Below are 14521 nucleotides of genomic sequence, written 5' to 3'. Positions count from 1 at the left end.
CCACGTCGACGCGGGGCTGCCCGGCTTCGAGGCGCGCGACCGCGAACCCGGCCGCGACCCGCGCGCAGGCGACGACGTCACCCTCCCGAAGCTCGGCCCCCTCGGCTGGCTGCGCTGGTTCTGGCGCCAGCTCGCGAGCATGCGCACGGCGCTCTTCCTGCTGCTGCTGCTCGCCCTTGCCGCCGTACCCGGCTCGCTGGTGCCGCAGCGCGCCGCCGACCCGAACGGCGTCACCCAGTACTTCGTCGACAACCCCGACCTCGCGCCCGTGCTCGACTCGGTGCAGGCCTTCGACGTGTACACCTCGGCCTGGTTCTCGTCGATCTATCTGCTGCTGTTCGTGTCGCTCATCGGCTGCATCATCCCGCGCACGAAGCACCACATCGACGCCCTCCGCGCGAAGCCGCCGCGCACGCCCGCGCGGTTGTCGCGGCTCGCCGGCTTCACCACCCGTGACGTCGCGGGCGGGGCGAGTGCCGCATCCGTCGTCGAGTCGGCGAAGGCCCAGCTGAAGCGCCAGCGCTACCGCACCGTCGTGTTCACAGGCGTCGACAAGAAGACCGGGCGCGAGACGGTGTCGGTGTCGGCCGAGCGCGGGTACCTGCGCGAGACCGGCAACCTGGTGTTCCACGCGGCGCTCGTCGGCATCCTGCTCGCGGTGGGGATCGGCGGCGGCTTCGGCTACCAGGGCCAGCGCGTGGTGGTGGAGGGCCAGACCTTCGTGAACACCCTGCTCGCCTACGACTCGTTCAACCCCGGCCGGTTCTTCAGCGACAGCCAGCTCGAGCCGTACTCGCTCACCCTCGACTCGTTCAGCGCTACCTACGAGACGCAGTCGCTGCAGGCCTTCGGCCAGCCCCTGGACTACAACGCGGCGGTGACCACCGACCAGGGCGGCCAGGTCTCCGAGAGCGACATCAAAGTGAACGATCCGCTCAAGATCGGCGGCACCGACGTCTACCTGCTCGGCAACGGCTACGCCCCCACCATCACGGTGCGGAACCCGGCGGGCGACGTCGTGTTCACCGATTCGGTGCCGTTCCTCCCTCAGGATGCGAACCTCACCTCGCTCGGGGTCGTGAAGATCCCGGATGGTCTGGCCGAGCAGGTGGGGATGATCGGCTTCTTCTACCCCACCCAGGCGGTGGCCGACACGGGCGCGTACTACTCGTCGTTCCCCGAGCCCGAGTTCCCGGTGCTGACGCTCAACGTCTACGACGGCGACCTGGGGCTCGACGGCGGCGTGCCCGCATCCGTCTACTCCCTCGACACCGAGGGCATGACCCAGCTCACGGGCGGCGCGACGGGCGTCGACTCGCTCGAGCTGAAGCCGGGCGACACGATCGAGCTGCCGAACGGGCTCGGCACCGTGAGCTTCGACGAGGTGAAGCGGTTCGCGTCGTTCGACGTGCACCACGACCCCACCCAGGGCTGGGTGCTGCTGTTCGCCGTGCTCGTGTTCGGCGGCCTGCTCACCGCGCTGTTCGTGCCTCGCCGACGGCTGTGGGTGAAGGCGACCGAGCGGCCCGACGGCACCGTGCACGTCGAGTACGCCGGTCTCGCCCGCGGCGACGACCCCCGGCTCGCCGAGGCGGTCGCGCAGTTCGCCGACAAGCACGCCGGGCCGGAAGCGACCGCTCCCGCCGCCGCTCCTGTATCCCCTGACGACACCAAGGTTTAGGCTCTATCCGTGACGCAGACCCTCGATCAGCTCTCGATCATCCTCATCTACTCGGCCATGGCCGTGTACGCGCTCGCGTTCATCGCGTTCGCCCTCGACCTCGCACGTCGATCGGCAACCGTGAAGAAGGCGGTCGAGGCTCCCGGTGCGGAGGTCGCGGGGGCCGACGGCGTGGAGGGTGCGGCGAGCGCCACGGGCGTCGAGGAGCGGATGCCGGCGGTCGCCGCCGTGGGCGCGGGCGGCTCGAGCAGCGCACGCGGGGCCACGGCCACCGCGGCTGCGACCGGCGTGGGCGACGACTCCGGGTTGGTGTCGCTCGACGGCATCGACGCGGCGGGCAAGCGCTCGATCGCCCTGCGGCTCGGCGTGTCGTTCACCGTCCTCGGCTTCGTCATCCAGATCGGCGGCGTGGTGCTGCGCGGCATCGCCGCCTTGCGGGTGCCGTGGGCGAACATGTACGAGTTCTCCATCACCGGGACGCTGCTCATCGTGGCCGTCTTCCTCGTCGTGCTGCTGCGCGAAGACCTGCGCTTCCTCGGCACCTTCGTCATCGGCCTGGTGCTCGTGCTCCTCGGCGTCTCCACGGTGAACTACTACGTCAGCATCGTGCCGCTGCCGCCGTCGCTGCAGTCGGCATGGCTCGTCATCCACGTTCTCGTCGCCATTCTCGGCACCGCGTTCTTCGCCCTGGGCGGCGCGCTCTCGGTGCTGCAACTGCTGCAGACGAGGGGCGACTCGGTGGGCCGCATCGCCACGGCCCTGCGCATGCGGTTCCTGAAGACGCTCCCCGACTCCGAGTCGCTCGAACGCACCGCCTACCGGCTCAACATCGTGGGCTTCGTGTTCTGGACCTTCACCCTCATCGCCGGCGCCATCTGGGCAGAGCGTGCCTGGGGCCGCTATTGGGGCTGGGACACCAAAGAGGTGTGGACCTTCATCATCTGGGTCATCTACGCCGGCTACATCCACGCCCGCGCCACCCGCGGCTGGCGCGGCTCGCGTTCGGCATGGCTGGCCATCGTGGGCTTCGCCGCCGTGCTGTTCAACTTCGGCGTGGTGAACGTGTTCTTCAAGGGCCTGCACGCCTACTCGGGGCTCTGAGCCGCGAGCACGAGGGCCCCACGGCTCTCGGCCGCCTCACGGCTCCTCGTGGGTGTCGGGGTCGCCGCCGAACAGTCGACCGTCGGTCTGACCGAGCGCGGTGATGGCCTCCACCTCGGAGTCGCTCAACTCGAAGCCGAACACGTCGAGGTTCTCGGCCTGACGGGCCGGGGTGCCGCTCTTCGGGATGGGCACGCTGCCGAGCTGCACGTGCCAGCGCAGGATGACCTGAGCCGGGGTCACCCCGTGCGCTTCGGCGGCGTCGAGCACCGCCCGCTGACCGTAGGCAGCGTTGCGCTTGCCGAGCGGGCTCCACGCCTCGGTGGCGATGCCGAGCTCGGCGTTCACCGCCCGCTGCTCCACCTGCGGGAAGTACGGGTGCAGCTCGATCTGATTGACCGCGGGGGTGACCCCGGTGGCGGCGATGATGCGGTCGAGCTGAGCGCGGGTGAAGTTGCTCACCCCGATCGACCTCACGAGCCCGTCTTCGCGGGCCTCCACGAGCGCCTCCCACGCTTCGACGTACTTGTCGACGCTCGGGTTCGGCCAGTGGATGAGGTACAGGTCGAGCTGCTCGAGCCCGAGCCGCCAGGTCGACTCCCTGACCGCCTCGGCGGCCTCGGCCCGCCCGTGGTAGCGGCCGGGCAGCTTGGAGGTGACGAAGAGCTCGTCTCGCCGGATGCCGCTCCGCCGGATCGCTTCGCCGACGGCGCCCTCGTTGTCGTAGTTGAACGCCGTGTCGAGCGAGCGGTAGCCGGTGTCGATGGCGGAGACGATCGCCGCCACACCGTCTTCGCCGCGGAGCGGGTAGGTGCCGAAGCCGAGGGCGGGCATGTCGCGGCCGTCGTTGAGCGTGCGGGTGGGAGCGGGTTTCGTCATGGTTCCACGCTAGGCCGGTCTCGGGTCGGGCGGGTGATCTGCGATGACATGACGAGAAGAAGGCCCGATCTTTCGGCCCGGTGAATTCGTACGCAAATCCGCTGTGTCGAAATGAGCCATTCTTGCGATGGGCGCGCATCCGCTCGCTACGCTTGCTGACTTGTGCGAGGGCGACGATCCGCCGGCCGTCGCGCGCGAGACGAGCGGAACGATTCGAGGAGGAATCGCATGGTGCAACTCGCCATCGTGCGCGAGCGTGAAGGGGAGACGCGGGTGGCGTCGAGCCCCCCGACCGTCGCGAAGCTCGTGGCTCTCGGCTACGAGGTCGTGGTCGAGCGTGGTGCGGGGGAGCGGTCGTCGTTCCCGGATGCTGCGTACGAGGCCGCCGGGGCGCGTCTTGTGGCGGCCGCGGAGGCGTGGCAGGCCGAGGTCGTGCTGAAGGTCGCGGCTCCCGAGCTCTCGGAGATCGGGCGGCTCGCTGACGGCGCACTGCTGGTGGCGCAGCTGAGCCCCGCGTTCCGGCCCGATCTGGTGCAGGCGCTCGCCGTGCGTGGCATCACCGCGTTGGCGGTGGATGCGGTGCCGCGTATCTCGCGCGCCCAGTCGATGGACGTGCTGAGCTCGATGGCGAACATCGCCGGCTACCGCGCGGTCGTCGAGGCGGCGCACGAGTTCGGGCGCTTCTTCACCGGGCAGGTGACGGCGGCCGGGAAGGTGCCCCCGGCGAAGGTGTTGGTGGCGGGGGCCGGTGTCGCCGGTCTCGCTGCGATCGGGGCGGCGTCGAGTCTTGGTGCGGTGGTGCGGGCGACCGATCCGCGGCCCGAGGTGGCTGATCAGGTGAGATCGATCGGTGGCGAGTACCTGCCGGTCGAGGTCGCCGAGCAGATGGTCTCGACCGACGGGTATGCGAAGGCGACGAGCGAGGCGTATGACCGCCGGGCCGCCGAGATCTATTCGGAGCAGGCGGCCGAGGTCGACATCATCGTGACGACGGCGCTCATCCCGGGGCGGGCGGCACCGCGGCTGATCACCGCGGCCGATGTGGCGTCGATGAAGTCGGGAAGCGTGATCGTCGACATGGCGGCGGCGCAGGGTGGCAACGTCGAGGGGTCGGTGGCGGGGGAGAAGGTGGTGACCGCGAACGGCGTCACGATCCTCGGCTACACCGACCTCGCCGGGCGGTTGCCGCAGCAGGCGTCGCAGCTGTACGGCACCAATCTCTACAACCTGCTCGCTCTCATCACTCCGGGGAAGGACGGGGAGCCGGTTCTCGATTTCGATGACGTCATCCAGCGCACGGTCACGGTCGTGCGGGAGGGGGAGGTGACCTGGCCGCCGCCTCCCGTGCAGGTGTCGGCGGCGCCCGTCGCTCAGGCGGCGGAGGCGGCCCCCGGCACCCCCTCGCGCGTGAAGGAGCCGATGAGCGCTGGCCGCCGGGGGCTGCTGATCGCCCTCGGGGTCGCCGTGCTGTTCGTGGTGTGCGCGGTCGCGCCCGAGCCGCTGCCCCGTCACTTCCTCGTGCTCACGCTCTCGGTGGTGATCGGCTTCTATGTCATCGGCAAGGTCGCGCACGCCCTGCACACGCCGCTCATGAGCGTCACGAACGCGATCTCGGGCATCATCGTGGTCGGCGCGCTGCAGCAGATCACCTCGCCCGACCCGGTGGTGCAGGTGCTCGCCGCGGTGGCCGTGCTGCTCGCGAGCATCAACATCTTCGGCGGCTTCGCCGTGACCAGACGGATGCTCGCCATGTTCTCCAAGGGAGGCACCCGATGACCGAGGTCACTCTCGCGACCGGCATCGCCGCATCCGTCGCCGGCGCCGCCTACATCGTCGCCGCCCTGCTGTTCGTGCTGAGCCTCGCCGGCCTCAGCCGCCACGAGAGCTCCCGTCAGGGAGTGGTCTTCGGCATCGTCGGCATGGCCATCGCCCTCCTCGCGACGGTGTGGCTCACCGTCTCGCAGGCGTGGGGAACCCCGCAGGCGGTCACCGGACTCGTCGCCCTCGTCGTCGCCATGGCGGTCGGTGCCGCGGTCGGTCTGTGGCGGGCGCGTCGGGTCGAGATGACGGGCATGCCCGAGCTGATCGCGCTGCTGCACAGCTTCGTGGGACTGGCCGCGGTGCTGGTGGGCTGGAACGGCGCGCTCCACGACACCGGCCTCACGGGGGCGCTGCGCGACATCCACCACGCCGAGGTGTTCATCGGCGTGTTCATCGGTGCCGTCACCTTCACCGGGTCGATCGTCGCGTTCTTGAAGTTGTCGGCCCGCATCTCGTCGAAGCCGCTGATGCTCCCCGGCAAGAACGTGCTGAACGTGGGCGCGCTGGTCGTGTTCGTCGGGCTCACCGTCTGGTACGTCATCTCGCCCTCGCTCGGGCTGCTCATCGCTGTGACCGCGCTGGCCCTCGCGCTCGGCTGGCACCTGGTGGCCTCCATCGGCGGTGGCGACATGCCGGTCGTGGTCTCGATGCTCAACAGCTACTCGGGGTGGGCCGCGGCAGCGGCCGGCTTCCTGCTCGACAACGACCTGCTCATCGTTGTGGGTGCGCTCGTCGGCTCCTCGGGCGCCTACCTTTCGTACATCATGTGCAAGGCGATGAACCGGTCGTTCCTCTCGGTCATCGCGGGCGGCTTCGGCATCGCAGCGCCCCGTCGCGGCGACGAGGAGGTGGGCGAGCACCGCGAGATCGACGCCGGCGGTGTCGCCGACCTGCTCGCCAACGCGTCGAGCGTGGTGATCACCCCCGGGTACGGCATGGCGGTGGCACAGGCGCAGTACCCCGTGGCGGAGCTCGCCGCCAGGCTGCGGGAACGGGGCGTCGAGGTGCGCTTCGGCATCCACCCCGTGGCCGGGCGGCTGCCCGGGCACATGAACGTGCTGCTGGCCGAGGCCAAGGTGCCCTACGACATCGTGCTCGAGATGGACGAGGTGAACGACGACCTCGCCTCCACCTCGGTCGTGCTCGTCATCGGCGCCAACGACACGGTGAATCCGGCAGCCGCCGAAGACCCGGGCAGCCCCATCGCCGGCATGCCCGTGCTTCGGGTGTGGGAGGCAGAGAACGTCATCGTGTTCAAACGCTCGATGGCCTCAGGGTACGCGGGCGTGCAGAACCCGCTGTTCTTCCGCGACAACGCGCAGATGCTGTTCGGCGACGCGAAGGAGCGGGTGGAGGACATCCTGCGGGAGCTGTGAACGTGGGCACGGCGCTCCGAACGCTCCGACCGCGAGCACTCCGCACCACCAGGACGCCCTGGTAAGGGTGTTTCGTAAACGTTTGCGTAGCCCGGAGGGGGGTGCCTACTCTCGACGGAGCGACCGAGCGTAAACGATTGCGCGAGGTCGTGTGACGAGCCGAGACCCGCACCCGAAGGAGGGCAGATGACGACCATCAGGGACGTCGCCCGGGTCGCCGGGGTCTCGCCCGCCACCGTCTCACGGGTGGTGAACGGGCTCATCGGCTACTCCGCCGAGACCCAGCGCCGGGTCGAGGCGGCCATCGCCACCCTCAACTACGAGCCCGACACCCTCGCCCGCGGGCTCAAGACCAAGCAGACCGCCGTCATCGGCGTGCTCGCCCCCGTCGTCTCCGACGCCCTCGCCTCCGAGATCATGAGCGGCGTCGAGGCCGCTGCCCGCCTGCGCGGCCACTCGGTGATGCTCGGCCGCACCGGCCCCGCGTCGACCTTCGCCGCGAGCTACCTGCGCACCCTCCGCACCTACCGGGCCGCCGGGGTCATCCTCATCTCAGCCGCAGTCACCCCCGAGATGCGGCGCGCGCTGGGCTCGAGCATCCCACTCATGTCGGTGGCCATCCGCGACGGCCGCCGCTTTCCGAGCATCGCCATCGACGACGAGGTCGCCGCCTACGACGGCACCCGTCACCTGATCGCCCTCGGCCACCGCCGCATCGGCCTGCTGGCGGGCGACCCCGAGTCGGTGCTGGTGAACACCGTGCGCAAGCGCGGCTACCTGCGAGCCATGAGCGAGGCGGGGCTCGCCCCCGTCATGGAGCACGGCAACTCGCTCTACGACTCGGCCCCTCCCGCGCTCGCCCGGCTGATGGCTCAGGATGCGCAGCTCACCGCCGTCTTCGCCCTGAGCGACGAGATGGGCGCCGCCGTCGTGAACGAGCTGCAGCGGCAGGGCCGGCGTGTGCCCGACGACATCTCGGTGCTCGGCTTCGACAACACGCGCACCTCGCTGCACGTGCACCCCGCCCTCTCGACGATCGCGCAGCCGCTCGAACGCATGGGCGAGCTCGCCGTCGAGAAGCTGCTCGCGGTGGGTGAGTCGTCGGGCGGCGTCACACCGCGCATCCTGCCCCACCGTCTCATCGAGCGCGGGTCGACCGCGCCGGTGGCGCGGAGTGCCCGGCACGAGCGACCCGAACCGCCCGCGCCACCCGCACCCGCCGCCTGACCCTGGCACCCCCCCCACGGCGCCCTCGCGCGCCCTCCGAACCCCACACCACCATGAAGAAGGAGCAATCATGATGCAACGACGCCGTGATCGACGGATCGCCGTCGGCCTAGCGCTGACCGCAGCCGCAGCGATCACCCTCACCGCCTGCTCGGGCTCGGGATCGGGAGCCGGCACTCCTGCCGCCGAGGCCGAGCTCGAGGGCCGAGGGCCCATCCAGTACGTGTCGAGCCCCGACGCCTCGGGTGCCGCTCAGGCCACGATCGACGCCTGGAACGCCGAGCACCCCGACGAGCAGGTCACCTGGGTCGAACTTCCGCTCGACGCCGACCAGCAGCGCCAGCAGATGGTGCAGAACGCCCAGGTCGAGGGCGACGCCTATTCGGTGCTCAACCTCGATGTGGTCTGGACCAGCGAGTTCGCCGCCAACCGCTGGATCACCGCCCTTCCCGAAGACGCCCTCCCCGTCGACGAGCTCGTCCCCGCCACCGTCGAGGCCGCGAGCTACCGCGACACGCTCTACGGCGCTCCGTACTACACCGACGGCGCGCTGCTCTACTCGCGCACCGACCTGCTCACCGCCGCCGGCATCACCGAGGCGCCCACCACCTGGGCCGAGATGCAGGAGGACTGCACCGCGGTGCTCGCCCTCCCCGAGGCCGCGGGCATGTCGTGCTACGCGGGCCAGTTCGACAAGAACGAGGGCCTCACGGTGAACTTCAGCGAGGCCGTCGCCTCGGCCGGCGGCTCGCTCTTCGACGCCGACGGCAACCCCACCGTCGACACCCCCGAGGCGAAGACCGCGCTCGAGTTCCTGGTCGAGGGCTTCGAGTCGGGGATGATCCCGCGCGACGCCATCACCTTCCAGGAGGAGCAGGGCCGGCAGGCGTTCCAGGAGGGCAAGCTCGTCTTCCTCCGCAACTGGCCCTACATCTACAAGTCGCTCTCCGCGACCGACGGCTCGTCGAGCGTCGCCGGGAAGTTCGGCGTGAGCGCCATCCCCGGTGAAGACGGCCCCGGCGTCTCCACCCTCGGTGGCCGCAACATCGCCATCTCGAGCTTCGCCGAGAACAAGGCGACAGCGCTCGAGTTCATCGCGTTCTTCACGAACCGCGAGCAGGAGGAGGCCCGCCTCGCCCTCAGCTCCCGCGCGCCCGTCTTCCCCGAGTTCTTCGAAGACGCGGCCGTGACGGCGAACTACCCCTACCTGCCGACGCTGCTGACCTCGCTCGAGAACGCCCAGCCGCGCCCGAAGGTCGTCGCCTACGGCGCCACCACGGCCGCCATCCAGGACGAGATCTACGCCGCCCTCACCGGCGACAAGACCCCGAATGCAGCCCTCACCGAGCTGCAGACCAAGCTGACCGACATCACCAACGGCTAGCACGACGGCAGGGCGGATGCGGTGGCCTGATCGAGAGGCCCGTCACCGCATCCGCTCCGCCGACCACCCGGGTGCCGCGCGACCGCCATCGTCCCCCGCATCCGCCCCCACCGCCTCACGGCCCGCGCCCACCAGCCAGAAAGCCCCGAGATGACCACCACCATCGCCAGTCAGGCGGCACCGCCGCCGCCCGCGGACATGCCGCGGAGAAAGCGCAAGGAAGACCGGGCGCCCCGCGAGGGCGGCCTCGCCTCCCTGCTGCTCTCGCCGACCTTCGTCGTCCTGCTGCTCGTCATCCTCTACCCCCTCCTCTCGGCGCTGTACCAGTCGCTGTTCGCCGCCGAGTCGGGTCTCGACGCCGACGGATTCGTGGTCGAGGGCGAGAGCTTCGTGGGGCTCGGCAACTACCTCGACATCTTCGCCGGGGCCGAGTCCGGGCGCTTCTACAACGCGCTCTGGAACACCACCTTCTTCACCTTCGTGACCGTGGGCCTCGAGACCGTCATCGGCGTCGCCTTCGCCGTCGCGATGAACCGTGCGTTCCGCGGCCGCGCCTTCCTGCGCGCCGCCATCCTCATCCCGTGGGCGATCCCCACCGCCGTGTCGGGTCTGCTCTGGCGCTGGATCTTCCAGTCGAACGGCATCGCCAACGACCTCCTGAACACCCAGATCCTCTGGACCGCCGAGGGCTTCGCCGCCCAGGCCGCCGTCATCATCGCCGAGATCTGGAAGACCGCGCCGTTCATCGGCCTGCTCGTGCTGGCCGGCATGCAGCTCATCCCCGAAGAGGTCTACGAGGCCGCCAAGCTCGACGGGGCGAACGCGTGGAAGCAGTTCGTCTCCATCACGCTGCCGCTCGTGCGCCCGGCGCTCCTCGTGGCCGTGCTGTTCCGTCTGCTCGACGCCCTCCGCATGTTCGACCTGCCGTTCGTGTTGATCGGGCCGCGCAAGACCTCGGTCGAGACCCTGTCGATCCTCGCGTGGGACGAATCGAACCAGCTCCAGTACGGCGCGGCGAGCGCGTTCGCCATCATCCTGCTCGTCTACGTCGCCGTGATCGCGTTCGTGTTCATCCGGGTGCTCGGCGCCGACGTGATCGGCGATGCGGATGCGCGGGCCGAGAAGAAGGCGGCGCGCGCCCAGAAGAAGGCGGCTCGCGCCGAGAAGGAGAGTGCACGATGACCGCGCTGACCGAACGAGACGTCATCGCCGCGAGCGGATCCCGCGCGGACCGTGGCGGCACGGATGCGCGGGGCGGCCGGAAGCGCCGGCGCGGCATCGGCGGCGCCATCACCCGCTGGGTCGGTATCGCCATCGTCGCGGTCTACTGCCTGGCGCCGTTCTACTGGATGCTCGTGTCGAGCTTCCGCACGACGAACGACATCTTCTCCACCTCGCTCCTGCCCACCACCTGGTCGCTCGAGAGCTACGCCCAGGTGTTCAGCGGGTCGAACGACTTCGGCAGATCGCTGCTCAACAGCCTCATCGTCGCGGGCACCACCACGATCCTCGCGCTGGTGCTCGGCATCTTCGCCGCCTACGCCATCGCGCGGCTGAAGTTCCGCTTCAAGACGGCAATCCTCGCCGTCATCATCGCGACCTCGATGTTCCCGGGCATCGCCGTGGTGGTGCCGCTGCTGCGCCTGTTCACCGACATCGGCTGGATCAACACCTACCAAGCGATGATCGTGCCGAGCCTGTCGTTCGCCATCCCGCTCGCGGTGTGGAACCTCACCACCTTCATGAAGCAGCTGCCGCACGACCTCGAGCAGGCGGCGATGATCGACGGCTGCACGAAGTGGCAGGCCTTCACCCGCATCCTGTTGCCGCTCGCCGCACCGGGCGTGTTCACCACGGCGATCCTCACCTTCATCCACAGCTGGAACGAGTTCATCATCGCCCTCTCCATGGCCAACGACCCCGCCATCCAGACCGCCACCGTGGCGATCTCGAAGTTCACCGGGGCGAGCGACTTCCAAGCCCCCTTCGGTGCTCAGATGGCCGCAGGTGTCGTCGTGACGATCCCGCTCATGATCGTCGTGCTCATCTTCCAGCGTCGCATCGTCGACGGCCTCACCGCGGGCGCCACCAAGTGAGCGGGTGGTGGGAGAGCGCTGTCATCTATGAGGTCTACCCGCGGTCGTTCGCCGACGCCGACGGCGACGGCGTGGGAGACCTGCGGGGCATCATCGCGCGCATCCCGTACCTCGCCTCGCTCGGAGTGCAGGGGTTGTGGCTCACCCCGTTCCAGCGCTCGCCGCAGGTCGACCAGGGCTACGACATCAGCGACTACTGCGACGTCGACCCGTTGTTCGGCACCCTCGCCGACCTCGACGAGCTGCTCGTGGTCGCGCACGAGGCGGGCCTGCGCATCCTCGTCGACATCGTGCCGAACCACACCTCGATCGAGAACGCCCTGTTCGAGGCGGCGCTCGCCGCGGGCCCCGGGTCGCGTGAGCGCGAGATGTTCCTCTTCCGCCAGGGGCGCGGCGAGGCCTCCGAGCTGCCCCCGAACAACTGGGTGAGCGTCTTCGGCGGGCCGGCCTGGCACCGCGCGGCACCCGACTCCGCGACCGACACCGAGTGGTACCTCCACCTGTTCTCGCCGGGGCAGCCCGACTGGAACTGGGAGAACCCCGCGGTGGGGGAGTACTTCGACCGTGTCATCCGCTTCTGGTTCGACCGCGGGGTTGACGGCATCAGGGTCGACGTCGCGCACGGTCTGTTCAAGGCCGAGGGGCTTCCCGATTCGGCGACCGTGCCCACCGTGATCGACGGTCTGCGCTCGAACCCGCTCGCCATGGACCAGGAGCCCGTGCACGAGGTGTACCGGCACTGGCGCCGCGTGGCGGAGGAGTACGCGCCCGCGCGCCTTCTGGTGGGCGAGGTGAACCTGGCACCCGAGCGGTCGGCCCGGTACACCCGGCCCGACGAACTGCACCAGACCTTCGCGTTCGCCTTCGCCAAGCTCGACTGGAACCCGGATGCGTGGGTCGAGGTGGGCAGGCACCTCGAGCGGGTGCGGGCCGAGACCGGATCTGCGCCCAGCTGGGCGCTCGAGAACCACGACATCGTGCGGACGGTCACCCGCTTCGGTGGGGGAGTTCGGGGAAGGCGCAGGGCTCGTGCCGCGGTGGTGGCGCTGCTCGGGCTGCCCGGCGCGGTGTACGTGTACCAGGGGCAGGAGCTCGGGCTTCCCGAGGTCGACGTGCCCGTGGCGCTGCGCGCCGACCCGATGTGGCAACACGGAGGGGTGAGCCGCGACGGTGCGCGCATCCCGCTGCCGTGGACGGAGGCGGCAGCCGGCACCTTCGGGTTCTCTCCCGAGGGCGCGGGTCTGCCGTGGCTGCCGACGCCCGAGAGCTGGGGGCAGTTCGCGGTGGAGGTGCAGGAGGGCGACGATCGCTCGGCGCTCGCGCTGTTCCGTCGTGCCGCACGGGCGCGGGAGGTGCTGGTGGGCGAGGGGCTGATGCGCGCGGGTGCGCCGCTCGCCTGGGGTGCGGGCGACGGCTCCGCGCCGGGGCGCGTGATCGCCGAGCACGGCGGGTTCGCCGTGGTGCTCGCCATGGGCGAGCGGCCGGTGGTGCTGCCCGCTGGCGAGCTCGTGCTGAGCTCGGAGCCGCTCGTCGAGGGGCTGCTGCCCGCCGACGCAGCCGCCTGGGTGCGCGTCTCCCGCTGACGCGGGGCGCGCATCCGCTCAGGGCGCGGGGCGCGGGCGCAGCACGAGGAGGGCGACGAGGGCGGCGCCGGCGACGAGCGCGCAGACCATGCCCACGACCCCGGGCCAGCCGAACGAGACGAGGAGTGCGCCGCCCAGCCAGCCGAAGACGCTCGAGCCCAGGTAGTAGAAGAGGTTGTAGAGCGAACCCGCCTGGGCACGACCGGTGACGGCCTCGCGGCCCACCCACCCCGAGGCGATCGAGTGCGCGCCGAAGAAGCCGGCCGTGGCGACGACGAGGCCGACGATGATGAGCGGGAGCGCATCCGTCAGCGTGAGCACCGTGCCGAGGGCGAAGACCGCGGCCGTGGTGAGCAGGGCGCCGCGGCGGCCGAGCCGGTCGACCAGCCAGCCGGCCAGCGACGAGCTCACGGTGCCGGCGAGGTAGGCCAGGAAGAGCAGGCTGATGATGGAGGCGGGCACGTCGAACGGCGGCTCGCCGAGCCGGAACGCCAGGTAGTTGTACAGCGCCACGAACGCGCCCATGAGCAGGAAGCCCTGGGCGTAGAGCGCGAGCAGGCGCGGCGACCGCACACTGGCCCGCAGGCGTTCGAGCACCGAGCGCACGGCGAGCGGATGCTTGCGGAACCCCTGCGCCTTCGGCACGACCACGATGAATGCTGCAGTGGCCAGTGCGCACACCGCGGCGACCGCCGCCATGCTCGCACGCCAGCCGATGAGCTCCCCCGCGGGGCCCGCGACGATGCGCCCGAGCAACCCGCCGAGCGAGGTTCCCGCCACGTAGGTGCCAGCCGCGCGGGTGGCGTCGGCGGGGTGGATCTCCTCGCTCAGGTACGCGATCACCACGGCGGGCACCCCCGCCACGAGCAGCCCCTCGACGAACCTTCCGGTGAGCAGCAGCGGCAGGGTCGGCGCGAACGGGACGAGCAGCCCTACCGTCGTCGCTCCCACCACCGCCGCCGTCATGGCGGGCACCCGGCCCACCCGGTCGGCGGCCACCGACCACGGGATCACCCCGAGAGCCAGCCCGATCGTGGCGAACGAGAGCAGGAGAGCTGCGGCGGCGGGCTCGACCTCGAGGTCGGCGGAGATCTCGGGCAGCACCGCCTGCGGCGAGTAGAGCTGGGCGAAGGTGGCCACACCGGCGAAGAACAAGCCCACCAGGATGCGGCGGTACGCGATGTCGCCCCGGCGATGGCCGAAGCCGTCGTCGTCATCGCGGGAGGCCACCCTCCGAGCTTAGAAGCCGTGACGAGGCCCGATGGCCACGTGACGCAGGCGTGACCTGCGTCACGATTCAGAGGTACAGTGCGCAGGTGAACGACGACACCACGGCGGCGACGAACACCCGGGAAATCGAAGAGGGCATCGTC

At 70.3% G+C, this 14521-nt stretch carries 11 protein-coding genes; 9 read left to right on the top strand and 2 right to left on the bottom strand.

The genetic code is table 11. The features are described 5' to 3' along the window. Positions 1-109 precede the first annotated feature (109 nt). Together ABFY20_RS17605 and ccsB are read left to right on the top strand one after the other, a co-directional pair. Positions 110-1681, top strand: coding sequence for a cytochrome c biogenesis protein ResB (locus ABFY20_RS17605; RefSeq protein ID WP_368499822.1), 1572 nt, complete (start codon positions 110-112; stop codon positions 1679-1681). A 9-nt stretch (positions 1682-1690) separates the two neighbouring features. Further along, positions 1691-2782 carry a c-type cytochrome biogenesis protein CcsB gene (gene ccsB, locus ABFY20_RS17600; protein ID WP_368497499.1) on the top strand — a complete coding sequence of 364 codons (1092 nt, stop codon included), beginning with the start codon at positions 1691-1693 and terminating at the stop codon, positions 2780-2782. 36 nt (positions 2783-2818) lie between these two features. On the opposite strand, the gene ABFY20_RS17595 is transcribed toward ccsB, so the two are convergent. Further along, positions 2819-3661 (bottom strand): aldo/keto reductase, encoded by an 843-nt coding sequence (locus tag ABFY20_RS17595; RefSeq protein ID WP_368497498.1) that lies wholly within the window; start codon positions 3659-3661, stop codon positions 2819-2821. A 228-nt stretch (positions 3662-3889) separates the two neighbouring features. Here ABFY20_RS17595 and ABFY20_RS17590 point away from each other — a divergent pair, with 228 nt between their 5' ends. From ABFY20_RS17590 to ABFY20_RS17560, 7 genes are all read left to right on the top strand, one after another. Next, on the top strand, positions 3890-5437 hold the full coding sequence (locus tag ABFY20_RS17590; protein WP_368497497.1) for a Re/Si-specific NAD(P)(+) transhydrogenase subunit alpha: 1548 nt from the start codon (positions 3890-3892) through the stop codon (positions 5435-5437). After that, entirely contained in the window at positions 5434-6858 is a 1425-nt protein-coding gene (pntB, locus tag ABFY20_RS17585) for a Re/Si-specific NAD(P)(+) transhydrogenase subunit beta (protein WP_368497496.1), read from the top strand. The genes ABFY20_RS17590 and pntB overlap by 4 nt, the downstream gene beginning before the upstream one ends. 186 nt (positions 6859-7044) lie before the next feature. After that, positions 7045-8085, top strand: coding sequence for a LacI family DNA-binding transcriptional regulator (locus ABFY20_RS17580; RefSeq protein ID WP_368497495.1), 1041 nt, complete (start codon positions 7045-7047; stop codon positions 8083-8085). Between the two features lie 70 nt (positions 8086-8155). Beyond that, positions 8156-9469: an ABC transporter substrate-binding protein gene (locus ABFY20_RS17575; protein WP_368497494.1), complete on the top strand. Its 1314-nt coding sequence runs from the start codon at positions 8156-8158 to the stop codon at positions 9467-9469. Between the two features lie 150 nt (positions 9470-9619). Beyond that, entirely contained in the window at positions 9620-10651 is a 1032-nt protein-coding gene (locus tag ABFY20_RS17570) for a carbohydrate ABC transporter permease (protein WP_368497493.1), read from the top strand. Next, positions 10648-11565, top strand: coding sequence for a carbohydrate ABC transporter permease (locus ABFY20_RS17565; RefSeq protein WP_368497492.1), 918 nt, complete (start codon positions 10648-10650; stop codon positions 11563-11565). Before ABFY20_RS17570 ends, ABFY20_RS17565 begins: the two co-directional genes overlap by 4 nt. After that, a complete protein-coding gene (locus ABFY20_RS17560) occupies positions 11562-13148 on the top strand; it encodes an alpha-amylase family glycosyl hydrolase (protein ID WP_368497491.1) in 1587 nt (528 codons plus the stop codon). Before ABFY20_RS17565 ends, ABFY20_RS17560 begins: the two co-directional genes overlap by 4 nt. An 18-nt stretch (positions 13149-13166) precedes the next feature. On the opposite strand, the gene ABFY20_RS17555 is transcribed toward ABFY20_RS17560, so the two are convergent. Next, positions 13167-14378 carry an MFS transporter gene (locus ABFY20_RS17555; RefSeq protein ID WP_368497490.1) on the bottom strand — a complete coding sequence of 404 codons (1212 nt, stop codon included), beginning with the start codon at positions 14376-14378 and terminating at the stop codon, positions 13167-13169. Between the last annotated feature and the right edge of the window lie 143 nt (positions 14379-14521).

This window comes from Herbiconiux sp. A18JL235, from assembly GCF_040939305.1.
Lineage (GTDB): Bacteria > Actinomycetota > Actinomycetes > Actinomycetales > Microbacteriaceae > Herbiconiux.
Note: the sequence above shows the minus strand (reverse complement) of the source record. Positions and strands in the feature narration are given on the sequence as shown.

Excerpts from the sequence above, each read along its gene's own strand:
- ABFY20_RS17595 (WP_368497498.1), bottom strand. The coding sequence starts at position 3,661 with ATGACGAAACCCGCTCCCACCCGCACGCTCAACGACGGCCGCGACATG.
- ABFY20_RS17590 (WP_368497497.1), top strand. The coding sequence starts at position 3,890 with ATGGTGCAACTCGCCATCGTGCGCGAGCGTGAAGGGGAGACGCGGGTG.
- pntB (WP_368497496.1), top strand. The coding sequence starts at position 5,434 with ATGACCGAGGTCACTCTCGCGACCGGCATCGCCGCATCCGTCGCCGGC.
- ABFY20_RS17580 (WP_368497495.1), top strand. The coding sequence starts at position 7,045 with ATGACGACCATCAGGGACGTCGCCCGGGTCGCCGGGGTCTCGCCCGCC.
- ABFY20_RS17575 (WP_368497494.1), top strand. The coding sequence starts at position 8,156 with ATGATGCAACGACGCCGTGATCGACGGATCGCCGTCGGCCTAGCGCTG.
- ABFY20_RS17570 (WP_368497493.1), top strand. The coding sequence starts at position 9,620 with ATGACCACCACCATCGCCAGTCAGGCGGCACCGCCGCCGCCCGCGGAC.
- ABFY20_RS17565 (WP_368497492.1), top strand. The coding sequence starts at position 10,648 with ATGACCGCGCTGACCGAACGAGACGTCATCGCCGCGAGCGGATCCCGC.